This window comes from Glutamicibacter arilaitensis, from assembly GCF_044793945.1.
GTDB lineage: Bacteria > Actinomycetota > Actinomycetes > Actinomycetales > Micrococcaceae > Glutamicibacter > Glutamicibacter arilaitensis_B.
On record NZ_CP084994.1, the window covers coordinates 2,193,774 to 2,214,600 of the forward strand.

Annotated in this window: 19 protein-coding genes; 10 read left to right on the plus strand and 9 right to left on the minus strand. The window is 60.6% G+C overall.

Translation table 11 applies throughout. The annotated features are described in order from the left end of the window. Positions 1-18: 18 nt before the first annotated feature. On the plus strand, positions 19-960 hold the full coding sequence (locus tag LG294_RS10355; RefSeq protein ID WP_404285461.1) for a heme A synthase: 942 nt from the start codon (positions 19-21) through the stop codon (positions 958-960). Between the two features lie 75 nt (positions 961-1,035). Here LG294_RS10355 and LG294_RS10360 read toward each other — a convergent pair whose 3' ends face one another. The 3 genes from LG294_RS10360 to LG294_RS10370 form a co-directional block, all read right to left on the minus strand. After that, complete coding sequence (locus LG294_RS10360; RefSeq protein ID WP_404285462.1) at positions 1,036-1,989, minus strand: HAAS signaling domain-containing protein; 954 nt, start codon at positions 1,987-1,989, stop codon at positions 1,036-1,038. Then, positions 1,982-2,323, minus strand: coding sequence for a PadR family transcriptional regulator (locus tag LG294_RS10365; RefSeq protein WP_404285463.1), 342 nt, complete (start codon positions 2,321-2,323; stop codon positions 1,982-1,984). Before LG294_RS10365 ends, LG294_RS10360 begins: the two co-directional genes overlap by 8 nt. 218 nt (positions 2,324-2,541) lie before the next feature. Continuing rightward, the gene (locus tag LG294_RS10370) at positions 2,542-3,489 is read right to left on the minus strand and encodes a heme o synthase (RefSeq protein WP_404285464.1); all 948 of its coding nucleotides are present in this window, start codon (positions 3,487-3,489) and stop codon (positions 2,542-2,544) included. 725 nt (positions 3,490-4,214) lie between these two features. On the opposite strand from LG294_RS10370, the gene tkt reads away from it, so the two are divergent. The 9 genes from tkt to LG294_RS10415 all read left to right on the plus strand — a co-directional run bounded on the left by tkt (position 4,215) and on the right by LG294_RS10415 (position 15,529). Then, positions 4,215-6,317, plus strand: coding sequence for a transketolase (gene tkt / locus LG294_RS10375; protein WP_404285465.1), 2,103 nt, complete (start codon positions 4,215-4,217; stop codon positions 6,315-6,317). A gap of 16 nt (positions 6,318-6,333) precedes the next feature. Continuing rightward, positions 6,334-7,437: a transaldolase gene (gene tal / locus LG294_RS10380; RefSeq protein WP_404285466.1), complete on the plus strand. Its 1,104-nt coding sequence runs from the start codon at positions 6,334-6,336 to the stop codon at positions 7,435-7,437. After that, positions 7,438-9,012 carry a glucose-6-phosphate isomerase gene (locus LG294_RS10385; RefSeq protein WP_404285467.1) on the plus strand — a complete coding sequence of 525 codons (1,575 nt, stop codon included), beginning with the start codon at positions 7,438-7,440 and terminating at the stop codon, positions 9,010-9,012. A 9-nt stretch (positions 9,013-9,021) separates the two neighbouring features. After that, positions 9,022-10,542 (plus strand): glucose-6-phosphate dehydrogenase, encoded by a 1,521-nt coding sequence (gene zwf, locus LG294_RS10390; protein WP_404285468.1) that lies wholly within the window; start codon positions 9,022-9,024, stop codon positions 10,540-10,542. Further along, positions 10,539-11,480: a glucose-6-phosphate dehydrogenase assembly protein OpcA gene (locus tag LG294_RS10395; protein WP_404285469.1), complete on the plus strand. Its 942-nt coding sequence runs from the start codon at positions 10,539-10,541 to the stop codon at positions 11,478-11,480. The genes zwf and LG294_RS10395 overlap by 4 nt, the downstream gene beginning before the upstream one ends. Further along, on the plus strand, positions 11,470-12,210 hold the full coding sequence (gene pgl / locus LG294_RS10400) for a 6-phosphogluconolactonase (protein WP_404285470.1): 741 nt from the start codon (positions 11,470-11,472) through the stop codon (positions 12,208-12,210). The genes LG294_RS10395 and pgl overlap by 11 nt, the downstream gene beginning before the upstream one ends. Positions 12,211-12,283: 73 nt before the next feature. Beyond that, positions 12,284-13,264, plus strand: a complete 981-nt coding sequence (locus LG294_RS10405) for an FAD-dependent oxidoreductase (RefSeq protein ID WP_404285471.1) — start codon at positions 12,284-12,286, stop codon at positions 13,262-13,264. A gap of 209 nt (positions 13,265-13,473) precedes the next feature. Continuing rightward, on the plus strand, positions 13,474-14,841 hold the full coding sequence (locus LG294_RS10410; protein ID WP_404285472.1) for a TrkH family potassium uptake protein: 1,368 nt from the start codon (positions 13,474-13,476) through the stop codon (positions 14,839-14,841). Beyond that, the gene (locus LG294_RS10415; protein ID WP_404285473.1) at positions 14,834-15,529 is read left to right on the plus strand and encodes a potassium channel family protein; all 696 of its coding nucleotides are present in this window, start codon (positions 14,834-14,836) and stop codon (positions 15,527-15,529) included. Before LG294_RS10410 ends, LG294_RS10415 begins: the two co-directional genes overlap by 8 nt. A 74-nt stretch (positions 15,530-15,603) precedes the next feature. Here LG294_RS10415 and secG read toward each other — a convergent pair whose 3' ends face one another. The 6 genes from secG to whiA all read right to left on the minus strand — a co-directional run bounded on the left by secG (position 15,604) and on the right by whiA (position 20,820). Next, positions 15,604-15,855, minus strand: a complete 252-nt coding sequence (gene secG, locus LG294_RS10420; RefSeq protein ID WP_096285146.1) for a preprotein translocase subunit SecG — start codon at positions 15,853-15,855, stop codon at positions 15,604-15,606. Between the two features lie 22 nt (positions 15,856-15,877). Further along, a complete protein-coding gene (gene tpiA, locus LG294_RS10425; protein ID WP_404285474.1) occupies positions 15,878-16,693 on the minus strand; it encodes a triose-phosphate isomerase in 816 nt (271 codons plus the stop codon). Positions 16,694-16,696: 3 nt separating this feature from the next. Continuing rightward, positions 16,697-17,923 carry a phosphoglycerate kinase gene (locus tag LG294_RS10430; RefSeq protein ID WP_404285475.1) on the minus strand — a complete coding sequence of 409 codons (1,227 nt, stop codon included), beginning with the start codon at positions 17,921-17,923 and terminating at the stop codon, positions 16,697-16,699. A gap of 16 nt (positions 17,924-17,939) precedes the next feature. Next, complete coding sequence (gene gap, locus LG294_RS10435; RefSeq protein WP_404285476.1) at positions 17,940-18,947, minus strand: type I glyceraldehyde-3-phosphate dehydrogenase; 1,008 nt, start codon at positions 18,945-18,947, stop codon at positions 17,940-17,942. Positions 18,948-19,146: 199 nt separating this feature from the next. Further along, positions 19,147-19,776, minus strand: a complete 630-nt coding sequence (locus tag LG294_RS10440; RefSeq protein WP_404285477.1) for a superoxide dismutase — start codon at positions 19,774-19,776, stop codon at positions 19,147-19,149. Between the two features lie 63 nt (positions 19,777-19,839). Continuing rightward, positions 19,840-20,820: a DNA-binding protein WhiA gene (gene whiA, locus LG294_RS10445; protein ID WP_404285478.1), complete on the minus strand. Its 981-nt coding sequence runs from the start codon at positions 20,818-20,820 to the stop codon at positions 19,840-19,842. Positions 20,821-20,827: the final 7 nt, after the last annotated feature.

Genomic DNA, 20,827 nt, shown 5'->3' on the forward strand with positions numbered 1-20,827 from the left:
AAAATAAGGGAGATTTCCATGTCTTCAAGCCTAGTCACCCCAAGTTGGGCCGATAGGTTGCCGACGCAGGTCACCCGCCTCGTCCACGGTTTGGCGATCGCCTCCTTGATCTCTCAGGTTGGCATCATCATCACCGGTGGCGCAGTACGACTGACCAAATCCGGTTTGGGCTGCTCACACTGGCCAAACTGCGTCCCGGGTTCCATGACCCCGGTCCCAGAGATGGGAGTGCACGGGCTCATTGAGTTCGGCAACCGCCTGCTCACCTTTGTGTTGCTGGCTATTGCAGTGGCGTTCTTTATCGCCGTCTGGAATATGCGCAAGACCCATCGCTCGATCTTCACCCTTGCCTGGGTCCTTTTGGCTGGTATTCCCGCTCAGGGAGTCATCGGTGGCATCACCGTATGGACCGACCTAAACCCTTGGGTTGTGTCCCTGCACTTCATTCTTTCGGGAACACTGGTCTGTTTGGCCACCATTTTGGTCAATCGCACCCGTCGAGAATTGAAGCAGGAAGAGAACCCAGCGTCGACTAAGTCAGTTGGCCAATTCGCCACGGCTGCTTGGATCTTGTCCATGCTTTCGGTCATCATGGGAACCATCGTCACCGGCACTGGCCCGCACGCAGGTGACGCCAGCGCCCCCCGCCACCTCTTTGATCCGCTCTTGGTCACTCGGATGCACACCGCTCCGGTGTACCTGCTGGTAGTGGCGGCCATCGCCGTAGTGATTCTGGCTCATCGCACTGGCGGTAACCCTAAGGTCCGGGCAGCTGGCTGGTGGCTGGTACTGGTTATCGTGGTGCAGGCGGCTATCGGATATACCCAGCACTTCACTGGCTTGCCGATCGCTCTGGTACTGCTGCATATGCTCGGCGCTTGCCTTCTGCTGGTCGCAGCCACGCATTTGTGGGACCGAGCCGTCCGACTGCCCCGTAGCGAACGCGTAGAAGAGCGCTAAACGCTATCTAAGACTCAAGCGGCTGGATCCCCGGGGATCCAGCCGCTTTTGCTTTACCTTGCCACAACGGTCTTCCTAGCGGGTGATGCCTGCCCTGGGGCGCAGACGCAGCAGGCCATAGATTCCAAAAGACACGACGATGCCTCCAAACAGCCAAATCGCTGCTACCAGCATTCCACTATCGAATACGGCGACCAGAAGTGCCAACAGACCGTAAATCAACACGGCCCAGTAGGCGATACGACGGTTGAGCATAACCCCGATTGCTATCACCAGACACGCTACTGCCCAGATCACTGCGGGAACCATGACGAGCTCAAACGTTTGGTTGACCATCGTGCCGAAGAGTACCAAAACGGGAAGCAGTATTATGACTAAACCAATGATCCGCAGCACCACAGACTCTCCCCGGCCAGAGCGAAGTTCTTTGGCAAACGGCAGCGTGGCAGCCAACCAAATCACGATGGCCATGGGGACGTAGAACAAGCCTGCATCCATAGGATTAAGGAACACCAACAAGCTGGATGCCACCGCACAGGCGAGCGTAGCCCAACGTCGCATCCGCAGTGGCACGAGCAAGAGCAACGCCACCAGCACCGCCGGAAGCAGGGTGAGTACCGCTACTCCCGGTCCGTAAAGATCCACCAAAGATGAGAGCGTGCGTTCGGTCGCACTAGTCGATTCGGGATGCTGCCCCTCGGCGTTCCGCAGGAAAAAGCTCACGATGACCGCAGTGAAAGTCGCCAACGCCACCGCGGCTCCAATCAGGGTGCTCCCTACTGGCCATGGGCTGGTTCCACGTGGCTCGGGGATCCCCAACTCGCTTCGGGACATCTTGGCCACCTCCCGAGGCTCCCCCAACGCACTGATGACCTCAGATTCGGTACGGCCGCTCAACCTTGATTCCTCGATATGCTCCGAGATGTCCTGGATAATAACTCGCCGCTGAGTCTCAGGAAGGTCCGCCAAGTATCCGCTGAGTTGACGTAGATAGCGCTTCGCAGTCACGTCCGCCTTGGTACTAAACATGATGTTCTCCTATTAAACCGTTCACCCGGTTACTCAGCTGGCCCCAGACTGAGCCGAAGAGTTCTAGTGATTGCCTACCGTTGTCGGTGATTGCGTAGTACTTGCGTGAGCGTGAACCGTCGGTTTGCTCCCAGCGGGTCTGCACACTTCGCGCATCCTTCATCCTGGCTAGCAAGGGGTAGAGACTCCCCTCGCTGGCCGTCAGCTCCAGCTCAACTAGCTGATTTGCAATCTCAAGCCCATACATCTCCCGCTCGGATAACAATGCAAGGACGCAGTATTCAAGCACACCCTTGCGAAGGTTCGTAGCGATCTTTTCGGCGTTGAGATTCATACCCTGAACTTACCTTGCGTAACAAGCCTTGTATAGCAAGAAATCCAATCGTTAGCGATTCTTGACCAAGATCAGAACCCCAACCTGCGGTGGCCACGGACTCCGCTACCAAGTCGGCGATGGAATTACCTGTTAGACAGCAAGCAGCTCAATGAACGAGTGGGCACAAAAAAATCCCCGTCTTCAACTGATTGAAAACGGGGATTCAAGAAATTCTTTTAGCCAAATAGCGGGCTACCAATAAAAGGGTCGAAAGCCAGTGCTAGGAAGACCACCGATAGATAAGTGATCGAGATATGGAAGACCTTCATAGCCTTGCGGTTCATCTCCGCCGGACTGTGGTCTCGCTGAGCCTCGCGGTAGAGAACGTGCGATTCGTAGACGAACCAGATACCTGCGCCACCGGCAACCGCGGTATAGACGATGCCCGCGTAGCCCATAGGAAGCAAGAGCAATGAACACACGACGGTGGCCCATGCGTAGAGAACAACCTGTACCGAGACCCGGCGCGCGTTGGCAATGGCACCGAGCATTGGCACCGAAGCAGCGTTGTAATCGTCCGCATATTTCATCGACAGTGGCCAGTAGTGTGGCGGAGTCCAGAGGAAGATAACCAGGAACAAGATGATCGCCGGCCACTCAACTGTTTCGGTCACTGCGGCCCAGGCGATGAGCACCGGCATGCATCCTGCGATACCGCCCCAGACAATGTTCTGCGAGGTACGACGCTTGAGGATCATCGTGTAAAGCACCACGTAAAGAAGAATCGCGGCGAGACCAAGCGCGGTGGTCAGCGGGTTGGTTCCGAACCAGAACACGGCAAGCGATGCGACTGCCAATACCCAGGAGAAGACAAGGGCCTCACGTGGCGTGACATCACCGGTAACCAAGGGGCGACCCTTGGTCCGCTTCATCAGCTTGTCCATGTCACGGTCGAGATAGCAGTTGAATGAGCCGGCTGCACCCGCGGACATCGCACCGCCAAGAAGGGTTGCGATCATGAGCCAAACATCAGGGAAACCTCGCTCGGCGAAGATCATCGTCGGCAAAGTAGTGACCAGGAGCAGCTCTACGACGCGAGGCTTGGTCAACGCGAGATAGGCGCTAGCCTTACGCTTGACAAAATCCCCGGTGCTTTCATCAGGCTGGCGCGCTGAGCGCGGCACTGATGATCCGGCGACATTAAGAGTCTTCAATTAAACGCACTCAGTTCTACACGGGTACAAGACAGACATCTTTTATTCTACGACGAATAGAAGTCAGGCGGTAGTTGCCTCGTGGAGGTATTCATAGTTATGCCCGTGATTCCGGTCATCTTTGCCGGCAATAAATTCCGCACCCTGTCCCACTAAGAGCAGCTTTTCACCGACAGCCAGACGGTAGTACGAGAACTGCCGTCGGTAACTCGCTCGACCAAACACAGGCTTATAACTTTGTATTCTTTTATCCAACAAGATCTGCAGATTGTGCGGTTGCTATTTTCGATCTGCCGAAAGCAACAGCCCGCACCCTCCGGGTGGGGCAAAATTGCGAAACCGGAACCAACTCCATTGTGTTGATGTCAACGTCGCAGATGTCATGGAAGAAACGGATGCGAGACTTCCGGGCACCCTAAATTCGATTCCTTGCCTCCGGTGTGGCATCCAAAGCACGCGCCGACACCCAAGGCTTCCAAGCCATTGAATGTTCGAGGGGTCAAAGATTGACGCAAATTGTGCGTGTCATGTTTGTTCAACCCATACAGTCAAAGGCCGATTCGCGATACAGTGGACACTAATCGCGCCGTCGCCACCGAATACCCCACAAGCTCGACCACGGGTAGGAGGGTCGACGGCGTATTGCGTGTCAGCGGGATAAGCCCCGTCCAAGCCTGAATGGAAGGAACGCCGCAGTGGCGATTGAATCCTTAGTAGAAGAGTTCTCACTTACCGAGTTGGATCGTAAGGCCATCGACACCACGCGTGTCTTGGCAGCCGACGCAGTAGAAAAAGTTGGCAACGGCCATCCCGGTACCGCCATGAGCTTGGCTCCGGCCGCGTATTTGATCTTCCAGAAGCACCTGCGTCATGACCCGAAGGATCCCAACTGGATCGGTCGCGACCGCTTTGTGCTCTCCCCCGGTCACACCTCGCTGACCCTGTACCTACAGCTGTTCCTCTCGGGCTACGGCCTGGAAATGGAAGATATCGAAGCGCTGCGCACTTGGGGCGCCAAGACTCCGGGCCACCCGGAGTACGGCCACACCGCCGGCGTTGAGATCACTACCGGCCCATTGGGCCAGGGCCTGGCTTCGGCAGTAGGCTTCGCGTACTCCCAGCGCCGCATGCGCGGTCTGCTGGATCCTGCAGCAGAAGCCGGCACCAGCCCGTTTGACCACACCGTGTACGTCATCGCTTCCGATGGCGACCTGCAGGAGGGCGTCACCTCCGAGGCCTCCTCGCTGGCTGGCCATCAGGAACTCGGCAACCTTGTCGTTATTTACGATGACAACAAGATCTCCATTGAGAACGACACCGACATCGCGTTCACCGAAGACGTCTTGGGCCGCTACGACTCCTACGGCTGGCACACCCAGCGCGTTGACTGGACCGTCACCGGCGAGTACGTCGAAGACATGCACGCACTGGACGCCGCGATCCGCGCCGCCAAGGCCGAGACCTCCCGCCCATCGATGATCGCGCTACGCACCATCATCGGCTGGCCTTCGCCAACCAAGCAGAACACCGGTGGCATCCACGGTTCGAAGCTCGGCGGCGAAGAAGTTGCAGGCTTGAAGGAAGTTTTGGGCTTCGACCCAGCGCAGTCATTCCACATCGACGAAGAGGTTCTGGAGCACGCTCGCGAGGTAGTGACCCGCGGCGCAGAGCTGCACGAGTCGTGGAACGAGACCTTCAGCGCGTGGAAGCAGGCAAATCCCGAAGAAGCAGCGCTGCTTGAGCGACTGCAGGCCGGTGAGCTGCCAGCGGGCTGGACCGAAAAGATCCCGACCTTCGAACCAGGCTCCACCATGGCCACCCGCGCCGCCTCGGGCAAGGTCATCAACGCGATCGCCGATGAGTTGCCAGAACTGTGGGGCGGCTCTGCCGACCTCGCCGGTTCGAACAACACCACCATCGAGACCGCGAAGTCCTTCGCACCGGAACGCCGCTCCACCGATTCGTGGGATGCCAGCCCTTACGGCCGCGTATTGCACTTCGGTATCCGCGAGCACGCCGCCGCGTCGATCGTGAACGGCATCGTGCTCTCCAGCCCGACCCGCGCATTCTCCGGAACCTTCCTGATCTTCTCGGACTACCAGCGTCCGGCCATCCGCTTGGCCGCCTTGATGGGCATCCCATCGATCTTCGTCTGGACCCACGACTCGATCGGACTTGGCGAGGACGGCCCGACCCACCAGCCGGTGGAGCAGCTTGCCTCCTTGCGCGTCATCCCGAACTTCGACGTTGTCCGCCCGGCGGACGCAAACGAGGTCGCCTACGCATGGCGCGGCATGCTGGAACTGACCGGCACCCCATCGGGTATCGTGCTCTCCCGCCAGAACCTGCCGATCTATGACCGTTCGGCGCCCGGATTCCGCGGTGCCGAAGGCACCCTGAAGGGTGGCTACATCCTGGCCGAAGCCGTCCGCGACGGCGCCGAGGTGACCCCAGATGTCATCTTGCTGGCCACCGGCTCCGAGGTCGAGCTGGCAGTCGAGGCACGCGAGGCACTTGCAGCCAAGAACGTCGCAGCACGCGTCGTCTCGCTGCCAAGCTTCGAGTGGTTCGCCAAGCAGGACGCGGCCTACCGCGAAGAGGTTCTCCCAGCGGCCATCACCGCCCGCGTGTCGGTGGAAGCCGGCGTAGCCCAGGGCTGGCGCGAGCTGGTCGGCGCCGCAGGCGAGATCATCTCCCTGGATCACTTCGGTGCATCCGCAGATTACAAGAAGCTCTACAGCGAATTCGGAATCACCGCCGATGCAGTTGTCGCAGCCGCCGAAAAAGTTGTTAAGTAAGGAACTGGCACACATTATGAGTAACCCAAATACCCAGGCCCTGTCCGACGCCGGCGTTTCCATCTGGCTGGACGACCTTTCCCGCGAGCGTTTGACCAGCGGCTCGCTGGCCAAGCTCATCGAAGAGAAGAACGTCGTTGGCGTAACCACCAACCCTTCGATCTTCGCCGCGGCGCTATCTAACGCAGCTGTGTACGGCGAGGCAATCGCCGAGCAGCGCCACAAGTCGGTCGAAGACGCAATCACCGAGATCACCAGCGACGATGTTGCGTCCGCCTGCGATCTGTTCCGCCCGGTCTACGACTCCACCAACGGCTTCGACGGCCGCGTGTCCATCGAGGTCGACCCGCGTCTGGCTCACGACACCGCGCAGACCATCGTTCAGGCCAAGGCCCTCTACGAACGCGTTGACCGCGAAAACGTGCTCATCAAGATCCCCGCTACGCTCGCTGGCCTAGAGGCCATCACCGAAACCATTGCGGCGGGCATCAGCGTCAACGTCACGCTGATCTTCTCGCTGGAACGCTACCGCGAGGTCATCAACGCGTACCTGATCGGCTTGGAGAAGGCCAAGGCCAATGGCTTGGATCTGTCCAAGATCCACTCGGTCGCCTCCTTCTTCGTCTCCCGCGTGGACTCGGAAATCGACAAGCGCCTGAACGCCATCGGCACCGACGAAGCTCTGGCCCTGCGCGGCCAGGCCGGTGTGGCTAACGCACGCCTGGCCTACCAGGTCTTCGAGGAGTCATTCGCCTCGGCACGCTACGAGGCGTTGGCGACCTCCGGCGCCAATGTGCAGCGTCCGCTGTGGGCGTCGACCGGCGTCAAGGATCCGGCCTACCCGTCCACCCTGTACGTCACCGAGCTGGTGGCACCGCAGACCGTGAACACCATGCCGGAAAAGACTTTGGATGCTACCGCCGCGGAAGCAGAGGTACGCGGAAACGTGGTTTCCGGCAGCTACGACCAGGCAAACGGCGTGCTCGATGCGCTCGCTGCCCAGGGCATCGACTACAACGAAGTTGTGTCACTGCTTGAGGTTGAAGGCGTTCAGAAGTTCGACGTCGCATGGAATGAACTCCTTGAGGACATGTCTGTGGCTTTGAAAGAGGCCAAGTAAATGGAATTGGGCTTAGTGACTTCCGGTGCGGCACTCGCATCGGTTGATCAGCTACTTCCGAAGCTCATCGAAGCTAAGGTCGGCAGCCGCATCGCCGCCCAGGACCCCACCGTGTGGGGCGCCGAGGCCGAAGCCGAATCAGCTATGCGTCTGGGGTGGGCTCAGCCCTTCGAAGCCGCCGAAAAGCTGCTTCCGCAGATCCTGGAGCTGCGCGAGCAGCTGCTGGCCGAGGGCCTGACCCGCATCGCCCTGTGCGGTATGGGCGGCTCCTCGCTGGCACCCGAGGTGATCGCCGCACATGACGAGGTTGACCTGGTCATCTGTGACACCACCGACCCGCAGATGGTTTCCGAGATCGTGAACACCGAGCTGGAGCGCACCGTCGTGGTCGTCGCCTCCAAATCGGGGTCCACCGTGGAAACCGATTCGCAGCGTCGTGCATTCACCGCGGCCTTCGAGGCAGCCGGCATCGATCCGGCGACCCGACTGGTGCTCGTCACCGATCCGGGTTCCCCGATGGACAATCCAGAAGGCGTGCGTGCGGTATTCAACGCCGATCCGAATGTGGGCGGGCGCTACTCGGCGCTAACCGCTTTCGGGCTGGTGCCTTCGGGTCTTGCCGGAGCCGATATCGAAGCGCTGATCGAAGAGGCCGGGTTGATCTCGGACCTGCTCAGCGGCGACGACGAGGACAATATTGCCTTGCACCTTGGTGCAGCGCTGGTCACCGCCGGCCGCGACAAGCTGGTCATCGCCGAAATCGGCGACGCCCTGCCGGGCTTCGGCGACTGGGCCGAACAGCTCATTGCCGAATCCACCGGCAAGCTTGGCAAGGGAGTGCTTCCCGTGGTGGCACATCCCGATGCGCCCGAGCTGAAGGATGTGGCCGCCGACGTGCTGCCGCTCTACCTGCATGAGCAGCTGCCCGCGGAAATCGATGAGGAGGCCACCGCGATCCACCTCAGTGCACCGCTGGGCACCTCGTTCATGATCTTCGAGTTCGCTACCGCAGTGGCGGGCTACCTGTTGGGCATCAACCCGTTTGACCAGCCGGATGTCGAGGCAGCCAAGATCGCCGCGCGTTCGCTGCTCGACGCACCGACCGCCGGATCCCCGGATGCGGTGGACGGCAGCGTTGAGCTGTTCGGCACGCAGGCAGCGGACCTGGCAGGTGCGCTGGATGCGCTGACCGCACAGCTGGGCGAGGATGGCTACCTGGCCATCCACGCCTACCTGAACCGTCACGGTGACGCTGGTCTGGAGGAACTGCGCGATCTGCTGGCCGAACGCACCGGACGCCCGGTGACCTTCGGCTGGGGACCACGCTTCTTGCACTCCACCGGCCAGTACCACAAGGGCGGCCCCCGCCAGGGGGTCTTCCTGCAGGTCACCGCGAACCATGAGCAGGATCTTGAGATCCCGGGCCGCGCCTACAGCTTCGGCGGTTTGATCACCGCACAGGCTACCGGCGACGGCAAGGTGCTCTCGGACGCCGAACATGGCCGTCCGGTGCTGCGCGTGAATCTAACCGATCGCGCCGCGGGTATCGCGGCGCTGCTTGAGGCTGCGAGCTAAGAACAAAATATGAGTAATCCACTTCGCGACGCCCGCGACCGGCGGCTTAACCGCATCGCCGGTCCGGGCGCGCTGGTGTTCTTCGGAATCACCGGCGACCTGGCCCGCAAAAAACTGATGCCCGCGGTCTATGACCTGGCTAACCGCGGTCTGCTACCCCCGAACTTTGCCATCGTCGGCTTCGGCCGCCGCGACTGGTCGGCCGAGGAATTCGCCAACCAGGCCCGCGAATGGATCCTGGCCAGCGCGCGGACCCCGTTCAACGAGACGGTATTCGAACAGCTGGCCTCCGGAATGCGCTTCATCTCCGGGGCCTTCGACGACGACAACGCCTATCAACAGCTCTCCGCCACCCTGGATGAGTTGGCCGAGTCGCGTTCCACCGGACGCAACCACGCCTTCTACCTGTCCATCCCGCCGAGCTGGTTCGACGTGGTCTGCCAGAAGCTCTCCGAGCACAAGCTCGCCAAGGATGAGAATCCCGGCTGGGAGCGTGTGGTCATCGAGAAGCCCTTCGGCCACGACTTGGAAAGCGCCCGCGAGCTCAACGAGATCGTCGAGTCGGTCTTCCCGCCCGACGCGGTCTTCCGCATCGACCACTATCTGGGCAAGGAAACGGTGCAGAACCTGCTGGCGCTGCGTTTCGGCAACCAGATGTTCGAGCCGCTGTGGAACAACAAGTACGTGGACCACGTGCAGATCACCATGGCCGAGGATATCGGCATCGGGGGACGCGCAAGCTACTACGACGGAGTGGGCGCTGCCCGCGACGTCATCCAGAACCACCTGCTGCAGCTCTTGGCGCTGACCGCCATGGAAGAACCCATCTCCTTCAACGCCGACCACCTGCGCGCCGAGAAGGAGAAGGTGCTCACCGCGGTGCAGCTGCCCGAGGATCTGGGTGCAGCCAGCGCGCGCGGCCAGTACACCTCCGGGTGGCAGGGCGGCGAAGAGGTAGTCGGCTTCCTCGACGAGGAGGGCTTCAACCCGAAGTCCAAAACCGAAACCTACGCGGCGGTGCGGCTGAACATCAACACCCGCCGCTGGGACGGGGTGCCTTTCTACCTGCGTGCCGGCAAGCGTCTGGGACGCCGCGTCACCGAGATCGCGGTGGTCTTCAAACGCGCACCGAACCTGCTGTTCACCGATCACGCGGATGACGAGTTCGGGCAGAATGCCTTCGTGATCCGCGTGCAGCCCGATGAGGGCGCCACCATCCGCTTCTCCTCCAAGGTGCCCGGCACCCAGATGGAGATCCGCGACGTGACCATGGACTTCGGCTACGGCAACGCGTTCACCGAGTCCTCCCCGGAGGCCTACGAACGACTGATCCTTGACGTGCTGCTCGGCGAACCGCCGCTGTTCCCGCGCCATGAAGAGGTCGAGCAGTCCTGGCGCATCCTGGACCCGTTCGAGGACTACTGGGCCGCACAGCCCGAACAGCCAGATCCCTACCTGCCCGGCTCCTGGGGCCCGGCCAGCAGCGATCAGCTGATGGCCAAAGATGGAAGGACGTGGCGACGACCATGATGATCGATCTTCCCAATACGACCACCTCAAAGGTGGCCAAGAAGCTGCTCTCCTCGCGCCGCACCCACGGCGTGGTGGCCCTTTCCCGGGTGCTGACCCTGGTGGTCATCACCCGCGAGGGCTTCGCGGAGAACGCCATCGAGGCGGCCAACCTGGCTAGCCGCGAACACCCCTGCCGCATCATCGTGGTGGTGCGCGGCTCGGAGAAGGGCGAGAACCGGCTCGACGTGCAGATCCGTGTCGGCGGAGACGCCGGCGCCTCCGAGGTCATCGTAATGCGCACGCACGGCCCGGATATGGCTGCCGACGAGGCGCTGATCTCCGCACTGCTGCTGCCCGACGCACCAATTGTGGCCTGGTGGCCGCACGGGGTCCCGGCCGATCCGTACAACACCGCGCTGGGCAAGCTGGCGCACCGGCGGATCACCGACTCCAACGAGACCAAGGATCCCACCGAAGCGCTGTTCCAACGAGCCAGCACCTACCGCGCCGGAGACACCGACCTGGCATGGACCCGCATCACCCTCTGGCGCGCCCAGCTGGCCAGCATCATCGATCTGATCGGCACCGAGGGCCTGAGCGGCATCACCGTGAAAGGTTCGGAGAACTCTCCGTCCACCTCGCTGCTGGCGGCCTGGCTGACCATGCGCTTGGAAGTCCCGGTGACCATCGCGGCGGATAAGTCCACCGGCGGGCTCTCCAGCGTACGGTTGTCCCGCGAGGCTGGGGACGTGGAGCTGTCCCGTCCCTCCGGGGCCGTGGCCCACCTCTACCTTCCGGGCAGCGCACCGCAGCGAATCTCATTGCCGCGCCGCTCGGTGGCCGAATGCCTGGCCGAGGAGATGCGCCGCCTGGACGCGGACGACGTCTTCGGCGAAGTCATCACCCGCGGGCTCAGCCTGACCAACCTAAGGAGCATCATTCCCAGTGATCGCTAGACAGATTGTCATCCATGAAGACGGCTCGGCCACCGCGCACGGAGTCGCCGCCCGGCTGATCACCTCCATCGCCGATGCGATCGCCGCCCGCGGGGTCGCCCATGTGGTCCTCACCGGCGGCACGCTGGGCATCGCGGCGCTGGCGGCAGTGGCGCAGAACCCGGCGAAAGTCACGGTGAATTGGTCGGCGGTGCACTTCTGGTGGGGCGATGAGCGCTTCGTCGCGGCCGGCAGCACCGATCGCAACGCGGTGCAGGCCGAAGTGCTGTTCGCTGCCCTGGATGAGCTGGGCCTTGACCGTGGCACCGTCCACGTGATGGGTGACAGCGACGCCTTCGCCAGCGCCGAGGAAGCGGCGGCCGCCTACACGCAGCTGCTCGCCGACGAGGCAAGCGACGGGGCCGCGAACCCGGTCTTCGACGTGCTGATGCTCGGCATGGGCCCGGATTCACATGTGGCCTCGCTGTTCCCGAACCACACGCGCTCCACCGAGCTCGGGGCAATCGCGGTGCACGACTCCCCCAAGCCGCCGCCGCACCGGGTGTCGCTGACCATGAGCACCATCAACACGGCCCGCGAGGTTTGGTTGCTGGTCTCCGGCGCGGAGAAGGCGCCAGCCTTGGCGGCCGCCCAGCATGAGGTCAACGAGGTCAAGGTGCCGGCAAGTGCCGTACAAGGCACCGAGGCTACCCGCTGGCTGATCGACCGCAGCGCCGCGACGCTGCTCTAAGCATCACCGCAGACCGGTGCCGCCCATAAGCCATGGGCGGCACCGGTCTTCGTGTTTTGAAAGGACCTTCCATATGACCGTGCAACAACCGCCAATTCAGACACGGCGCATCACGGTGATCGGCGCCGGAGTGATCGGGCTGTCCACCGCCCACGAGCTGGCTACCGCGGGCTACGCGGTCACCGTGATCTCGGATCAAGAGCCATTGGAGACCGTTTCCGCCGTGGCCGCCGCCATCTGGTTCCCCTACCACACGGAGAACTCCCCCGCCGCAGATCTGCTGCTCGCTCGCTCGCTCGCGCGGTTCGAAGAGCTGGCATCCATACCGGCGGCCGGAGTGGATCTGCGTCCGGGTTTGAACGTGGACCATTTGCCCGGAGCCGATCGCTCCTGGACCAAGATCGTTGCGAACGCGACCGAGGCGCCAAAGGCGGAGCTGCCCGAAGGTGCCCACGCCGGAGTCTACGCGCGCCTCCCGATCATCACCATGACCACCTACCTCTCGTGGCTGCGCAATGAGGTCGAAGCGCTCGGGGTGAAGTTCATCCACGGTACGGTCGAGGATCTGGCCGAGCTGAAGGGCAGCGCGGATCTTGCGGTCATCGCCGGCGGGCTGCGCGGTGGCCAGCTCTTGGGCGATGCTGAGTCCGTGTACCCGATCCGCGGCCAGGTGGTACGCCTGGCCAATACGAAGAAGCTCACCGACTGGCTGTGCGACGACGACTACCCCGATGGGGTCAGCTACATCATTCCCCGGCGCGAGGACATCATTGTCGGCGGCACCGACACAGCGCATGATTGGAACCGCGAAGTCGATCCGGACACCGCGGCGGCAATTCTGCGCCGCGCCACCGAGCTGATGCCAGAACTCGAAGGTCTGGAAGTCCTCGAGCACAAGGTGGGACTTCGCCCGGCGCGCGATGCCATTCGCCTTGAACTCGTCTCGGGACATCAAATTCCGGTCATTGCCGCCTACGGCCATGGTGGCGCGGGTGTCACCCTGTCATGGGGTACCGCGCAGCGCGTCCTCGATTTGGTCGCCGAAATTCACTAGTCGCTCAGGTTCACTGAAGATCCTCGAAAACAAGACGATTATTCGTATTAGCTTCGGGGACCCGCGTATTAACGACAAATCTGATGCGCGAAACGGCCTGGGATAGTGAGATGCAAATCACTGCTTGATGCCTTGAATACAGGCGTAGTATTTCATTCGTTACTCACGCTCGCGCTTCCGTGCGGCGTTACTACGATCAATGTGAAATCATGCTCGCAAAGAAGTCTGGGCTCCAACTGAGCCCGCGCCATAATTCCCTGGCCCGGCCAGCGCAACTAGTCGCACTAGGGTTTCTGGGCGCCATCCTGCTCGGCGGCTTGCTGCTCGCCACACCTTGGGCGCACACCGATGGAAAATTCACCCCACTTATCGATGCGCTTTTCACCGCCACTTCAGCGGTCTGCGTCACCGGCCTCACCGTGGTGGATACGGCCACCCATTTCACGCTCTTCGGCAAAATCATCATCTTGGTACTGATTCAGCTAGGCGGGCTTGGCATCATGCTCGTCGCCTCCCTGCTGAGCATGCTGCTCATGGGCAAGATCGGGATGCTCACCCGTCAGTCCTCACAGCGCGAAAGCAACGCACTGAGCGGACAAGACGTACGCACAGCGACTAAAGTCATTCTGCTCTTCTCACTGTCCATCGAAGCCATTATCGCCCTGCCGCTGGCTCTACGCTTCTGGCTAGGCTACGACTACGATGTGCCCGCGGCCTTATGGCACGCGGTTTTCCATGCGATATCCTCCTTCAACAACGCAGGATTTGCACTCTACACAGATAGTTTGATGGGATTCGTGGACGACCCGTGGATCAACCTCCCGCTCAGCTTTGCGATTATTCTTGGCGGCCTCGGTTTCCCGGTGCTCGTTCAGCTACGCCGCTACGGTCGCAACACGCTCAAATGGAGTATGAATACCCGGCTCGTCCTGCTCATGACCGCCCTTCTGCTGCTCGGCGGCACGGTATTCATCACCGCCATGGAGTGGAACAACCCAGAGACCCTTGGCAAGCTGGATCCGGCCGCACGAGTGCTTGCAGGATTCTTCCAATCGGTGCAAACCCGAACCGCCGGCTTCAACTCCATCGATATCGGCGCGATGCACCCGGCTTCGTGGCTTGGCATGGACGTGCTCATGTTCATCGGCGCCGGCCCCGCCGGTACCGCAGGTGGCATTAAGGTCACCACCGCGGCAGTGCTGCTATTTATTATCATCGCCGAGCTGCGCGGCGAAACGGCCGTCAACGTGCTGGGCAAACGGCTTTCGCGGTCCATTCATCGCCAAGCACTGACGGTTGCGCTCTTGGGCGCCGCCGCGGTCTTCGCGGGCACCATGGGATTGCTGTTGCTGACGCCGTATTCGCTGGATCGCTGCCTCTTCGAAGCAACATCGGCTTTCGCAACCGTCGGCTTGTCCACCGGCATCACCCCCGACCTGCCCGATGCCGGTAAAACCATTCTGATCGCGCTCATGTACTCAGGGCGCGTCGGCGTACTCTCTCTTGGCTCGGCTCTCGCATTGCGCGACCGCAAGGCCCTCTACGAACTTCCAAAAGAAAGGCCCGCAATTGGGTAAGCTACTGAATTTCCGCTCAGACTCGAAGCACATTGCCGCCGCCGACTCGGTTGCGGTGATTGGCTTGGGACGCTTTGGCACGTCACTTGCCATGGAGTTGATGAAATCGGGCACTCATGTATTGGGAATCGACCTGCACGAGGACAACGTCCAGGCATTGAACGGTGAACTGACGCAGGTGGTACGCGCAGACGCGTCACGCCGCGAAGTGCTTGAACAGCTCTCCATTCACGACTTTGACCGGGTAGTGGTCGCCGTAGGCAGCCACCTGCAATCCTCGATCCTGTGCTGCTCGCTACTTGTGAGCATGAATATTCCGTTGATCTGGGCGAAGGCCCAGGATGATCGCCACGGACTGATATTGGAGCAATTGGGGGTCCACCATATTGTCTATCCCGAAAAGGATATGGGCCGACGCGTAGCCCATCTAGTGCGCGGCTCGATCATGGATTACGTGGAGGTGGACCCGGGTTATGCCCTGGTGAAGATGACCGCACCGGCTAGCCTGCATGGGATGCGGTTGAGCGAGATGGGAGTCCGGAAGAAGTATCGGGTCACCATCGCCGCGAAAGCCAATGCGAACGGCATTTGGCAAAATACCGACGCGGACTCGGTGCTTGAAGAAGGGGACCGTGTACTGGTGCTCGGATCCACCGCGGACATCGATCGCTTCGGACAACTGCGCTAGGCGGCGATAACCGAATCGAGGCTTAAAGCAAGGAAGGGGACCCACCATCGTGGGTCCCCTTCTCTAGATGCCTGCTATGACTCGATGCTGAAGCGCATGACCAGTGCTAGGCCAATGATGACTGCACCCCAGACCAGACCAAGAACAATGGTGATTCGGTTCAGGTTGCGCTCGGCAACACCGGATGAACCCATCGAGCTGGTCATGCCGCCACCGAACATGTCGGACATACCGCCGCCACGACCCTTATGAAGAAGGATCAATAGGGTGAGCAGGACGCTGGTGATACCCAGCAGTACCTGCAGAATGATCTTGATGATATCCAAGTCGACGGTTCCTTAGTTAGATTCAGTCGGTGACGAGATGGTGCTCGAACCTTACAATATTAGCAAACTCTTCGGCATCCAAACTAGCACCGCCGACCAGCAGACCATCGACGTCGCGTTCACGCATGATTACCGCGGCATTTGCTGCCTTAACACTTCCGCCATAAAGCAGGCGCGCCTTCTGTGCAATGTCCTCGCCGAAACGCTCGATCAAAGCTCCGCGGATCGCGGCGCACATCTCCTGCGCATCGGACGGGCCTGCAACTTCGCCGGTTCCGATGGCCCACACTGGCTCGTAGGCAATGACCAGAGTTTCGGCCTGTTCGGCGGTGACGCCTTCCAAGGATTCGGCAAGCTGGTTCAGCGTGTAGGCAACATGCTCGTTCGCTTGGCGCACCTCAAGTCCTTCACCGACGCAAAGCACCGGGGTCAGCTCGTGGCGGTACGCGGCACCAAGCTTCGCGGCAACCACAGCGTTGGACTCGTTGTGGTATTCGCGGCGCTCCGAGTGGCCGACCAGCACGTAGCTGCAGCCAAGCTTATTCAGGAACTGACCGGAGATCTCCCCGGTGTAGGCTCCCGAATCCTGCGCGGACAGGTCCTGCGCGCCGTAGACGACGTCAAGCTTGTCGCCCAGGGTCAGGGTCTGCACACCGCGGATGTCGGTGAACGGTGGGAACACCGCAACCTCGGCACGATCGTAATCATGCTGCGCATCCTTCAGGGTCCACGCCAGCTTCTGCACCAGGGTGATGCCCTGGACGTGGTCCATGTTCATCTTCCAGTTGCCCGCGATCAGCGGCTGGCGCACGTAGGCACCGTTATTCGACATCGTCATAATTTAGCCTTCCAAAGCGGCAACACCCGGCAGGGTCTTGCCTTCAAGGTATTCGAGCGACGCTCCGCCACCGGTGGAGATGTGGCCGAAGTCGTCCTCCGAGAAGCCCAAGGCACGCACAGCAGCGGCTGAATCGCCACCGCCTACGACGCTAAACGCCTCGGAGCCGGCTAATGCCTGGGCCACCGTACGGGTGCCCTCGGCGAAAGCCGGGATCTCGAAAACGCCCATTGGGCCATTCCAGAACACGGTGTTTGCACTCGTGATGTAGCTTGCGAACAGTTCTGCTGACTTCGGGCCGATATCCAGGCCCAGGCCGTTGGATCCGAAGCTGGCTTCTTCGATCTTGTCGGCGGCAAGCACCTCGTGCTCCGCATCTGCCCCGAACTTGCTGGCAACTACGACGTCCGATGGAACGATGATGTCGCAACCAAGCTTTTCGGCGCGGGCCAGGTACTCCTGGCAGATGGAGATCTGATCTTCTTCAAGCAGCGAGCCGCCGATGGCGTATCCCTGGGCCTTGAGGAAGGTGAATGCCATGCCGCCACCGATCAGCAGCTGATCGGCCTTGCCCAGCAGGTTGTCGATGACCGCGAGTTTGTCCGAAACCTTCGACCCGCCAAGCACGACCACATAGGGGCGCTTTGGCGCTTCGGTCAAAGTCTTGAGGACCTTGATCTCGGTAGCGACCAGGTCACCCTGGTAGCTAGGCAGCAAGGCTGCGATATCGAAGACCGAGGCGTGCTTGCGGTGCACTGCGCCGAAGGCATCATTCACGTAGACGCCGTTGTCACCGGTCAGAGCGGCTAGCGCCTTGGCGAACTCTTCACGCTCCGCGTCGACCTTGGAGGTCTCGCGGGCGTCGAATCGTACGTTTTCAAGAACGAGAACCGAGCCCTCGGCCAACGCGGCAGCGGATTCGCGAGCGGAATCCCCCACGACATCGGTGGCCACGGTGACATCAAAATCTGCAAGTTCATTCAAGCGGTGAGCGGCAGGCTCGATGGAGTACTTCGAATCGACCTGGCCCTTAGGGCGACCCAGGTGTGCCATCACGATGACCTTGGCGCCAGCCTCGGTCAGTTTGGTGATGACCGGAAGGGACGCGCGCACGCGTCCGTCATCGGTTACGGTCGCCCCGTCGAGCGGTACGTTAAGGTCGCTTCGGACCAAAATGTACCGCCCGCGGACACCGTCAGCGAGTAATTCGTCGAGAGTGTGAGAAGACATGTCTCTAGGTTATCGACTAGAGGCTTGATCCCACGAATTCGACAAGGTCAACAAGTCGCGAGGAGTAGCCCCACTCGTTGTCGTACCAAGCCACAACCTTGACGGTGTTGCCAATTACGGAGGTCAATCCGGAGTCGAAAATAGCTGAGTGCTTGTTCGTCACAATATCCGAGGAAACCAGCGGATCGGTCGAGTACTCGAGGTATTCGGCCAGCTTGCCTTCGGTGGCTGCCTTCTCGAAAGCGGCGTTGATTTCTTCAACGGTCGCGGTGCGAGCCAGGTTGACGGTCAGGTCGGTGGCCGAGCCGGTTGGTACCGGTACGCGCATTGCGTAACCGTTAAGCTTGCCCTTCAACTCCGGAAGCACTACGCCGATGGCCTTAGCGGCACCGGTGGAGGTCGGGATCAGGTTCAGCGCTGCGGCGCGGGCACGACGCGGGTCGCTGTGTGGTGCATCCTGCAGGCGCTGGTCAGCGGTGTATGCGTGGATGGTGGTCATCAGACCGTCAACAATGCCGAATTCATCGTTCAAAACCTTGGCCATTGGGGCCAGGCAGTTAGTGGTGCACGATGCGTTCGAGATGATGTGGTGGTTTGCCGGTTCGTACTTGTCGTGGTTGGCGCCCATCACGATGGTGATGTCTTCATCGCTGGCCGGAGCTGAGATGACGACCTTCTTTGCACCCGCGGTGATGTGCTTGCCAGCGTCGGCAGCCTTGGTGAAGAAACCGGTCGATTCGATGACGACGTCGACGTTCAATTCGCCCCATGGCAGGTTTGCTGGGTCGCGCTCCGAGAGCACTTTGATGCGGCGTTCTCCGACGACAATGGTGTCGCCATCTACGGATACCGCTTCGCCTAGTGGGCCGAGAACGCTATCGAATTTGACTAGGTGAGCCAGTGCATCGATGGAACCGAGGTCGTTGACTGCGACGATTTCGATGTCTGCTTTGTGCGCCAGAGTGGCACGCAGGAAGTTGCGTCCGATACGACCGAAACCATTGATTCCAACACGAGTAGTCATGTGGCTATCTCCTCTAAATGGGATGATTGCGCCACTGCCGTGCTTTTCACGGAAGTGGCCTGCTTATCTAAGAGGACACTCCGTTGTGTCGTGAGTTGCAGACCTCGTGAAACACGAGGTCTGCAACACACCTGATACATCCTACGCGAAATTCGCGGAGAATGTGAGCTGAATTACCAGAAGGTTAATTCGGCAATAATTACTTACCTGGAACTACCAGCGAAGCAGCACCATTGCGAGCGGCTTCGAAGCGAGCCTGGACATCAGCCCAGTTCACGATGTTCCAGAAGGCCTTGACGTAGTCAGCCTTGACGTTGACGTAGTCCAGGTAGAAGGCGTGCTCCCACATGTCCAGCATCAACAGTGGGATGGTTCCCACTGGGACGTTGCCCTGCTGATCGTACAGCTGCTCGATGACCAGCTGGCCACCTAGCGGCTCGTAGGCCAGAAGTGCCCAGCCCGAGCCCTGGAGGCTCATTGCCGAGGCGGTGAAGTGACCGCGGAAAGCGTCGAAGGAGCCGAAGAACTCGTCAATCGCCGCAGCCAACTCGCCTACTGGCTTGTCGCCACCCTCTGGGGAGAGGTTGTTCCAGAAGATCGAGTGGTTGGTGTGTCCACCCAAGTGGAACGCCAGGTCCTTCGAGAGCTTCGGGATGTTACCGAATTCGCCCTTTTCGCGGGCTTCTGCCAACTGCTCCAACGCCGAGTTAGCGCCTGCAACGTAGGTTGCGTGGTGCTTCGAGTGGTGCAGCTCCATGATGCGAGCCGAGATGTTCGGCTCCAGTGCAGCGTAGTCGTACTGCAGTTCTGGCAGTGAATAGACAGCCATGATTCTCCTCAATCTTCTCAATTGGTTGAATCTCCGCGGAAGGTCTCCCGCGGGGACAATTTTTTACTGTTCCAGTTCATCTACTGGAACACTGGACTCGGTTCCAGGTATTCCCAGATCACCAGCTTTTTTATCCGCCATGGCTAATAGCCGACGGATACGACCGGCAATCGCGTCTTTAGTCATCGGAGGTTCGGCCATGCGGCCCAACTCATCCAACGACGCTTGTTTGTGCTCCAGGCGAAGCACCCCGGCGTAACGCAGATGCTCAGGCACCTCGTCGCCAAGAATCTCCAGGGCACGCTCCACGCGAGCACCCGCAGCTACGGCAGCTTGAGCGCTGCGGCGCAGGTTCGCATCGTCGAAGTTCGCCAGCCGATTTGCGGTAGCACGCACTTCTTTGCGCATCCGGCGTTCTTCCCACACCATCAGCGCGTCGTGCGCACCCATGCGCGTCAGCAGTTGAGCGATGGCATCTCCATCGCGAATCACTACGCGATCCACACCACGCACCTCGCGTGCCTTGACCGTCAGATCCAGACGTCGAGCAGCACCGACTAGGGCGAGCGCTGCTTCTGGGCCTGGGCAGGTAATTTCAAGTGCCGAACTACGTCCCGGTTCGGTTAGCGAACCGTGGGACAAGAACGCACCGCGCCATACCGCTTCGGCATCGGCAGTTGAACCGTTGACGATCACCGAAGGCAGCCCGCGTACGGGCCTTCCACGCTGGTCAAGTAGCCCGGTTTGGCGTGCCAGAACTTCGCCGTCTTTGGCAACACGAACTATGTATCGACTGCCCTTGCGGATGCCGGAGCCGGAGACCATGACAATCTCCGAGTCATGTCCGTAGAGTTCGCCAATGGCGATCTTGAGCCTGCGAGCGGTCGCAGCCAAGTCAACCTCAGCCTCGATTACTATTCGCCCGGAGACAATATGCAGTCCGCCGCTGAAGCGGAGCATGGTCGAAACCTCGGCCTTGCGTACCGATGGCTTGCGAATCTCAACCCGCGACAGCTCGTCTTTGACGGAAGCCGTCAATGCCATGAATCAA

Bases quoted from the DNA above. Each gene is read 5' to 3' on its own strand.
- LG294_RS10355 (WP_404285461.1), top strand. From the start codon at position 19: ATGTCTTCAAGCCTAGTCACCCCAAGTTGGGCCGATAGGTTGCCGACG.
- LG294_RS10360 (WP_404285462.1), bottom strand. From the start codon at position 1,989: ATGTTTAGTACCAAGGCGGACGTGACTGCGAAGCGCTATCTACGTCAA.
- LG294_RS10365 (WP_404285463.1), bottom strand. From the start codon at position 2,323: ATGAATCTCAACGCCGAAAAGATCGCTACGAACCTTCGCAAGGGTGTG.
- tal (WP_404285466.1), top strand. From the start codon at position 6,334: ATGAGTAACCCAAATACCCAGGCCCTGTCCGACGCCGGCGTTTCCATC.
- LG294_RS10385 (WP_404285467.1), top strand. From the start codon at position 7,438: ATGGAATTGGGCTTAGTGACTTCCGGTGCGGCACTCGCATCGGTTGAT.
- zwf (WP_404285468.1), top strand. From the start codon at position 9,022: ATGAGTAATCCACTTCGCGACGCCCGCGACCGGCGGCTTAACCGCATC.
- LG294_RS10395 (WP_404285469.1), top strand. From the start codon at position 10,539: ATGATGATCGATCTTCCCAATACGACCACCTCAAAGGTGGCCAAGAAG.
- LG294_RS10405 (WP_404285471.1), top strand. From the start codon at position 12,284: ATGACCGTGCAACAACCGCCAATTCAGACACGGCGCATCACGGTGATC.
- LG294_RS10410 (WP_404285472.1), top strand. From the start codon at position 13,474: ATGCTCGCAAAGAAGTCTGGGCTCCAACTGAGCCCGCGCCATAATTCC.
- tpiA (WP_404285474.1), bottom strand. From the start codon at position 16,693: ATGACGATGTCGAATAACGGTGCCTACGTGCGCCAGCCGCTGATCGCG.
- LG294_RS10430 (WP_404285475.1), bottom strand. From the start codon at position 17,923: ATGTCTTCTCACACTCTCGACGAATTACTCGCTGACGGTGTCCGCGGG.
- gap (WP_404285476.1), bottom strand. From the start codon at position 18,947: ATGACTACTCGTGTTGGAATCAATGGTTTCGGTCGTATCGGACGCAAC.
- LG294_RS10440 (WP_404285477.1), bottom strand. From the start codon at position 19,776: ATGGCTGTCTATTCACTGCCAGAACTGCAGTACGACTACGCTGCACTG.
- whiA (WP_404285478.1), bottom strand. From the start codon at position 20,820: ATGGCATTGACGGCTTCCGTCAAAGACGAGCTGTCGCGGGTTGAGATT.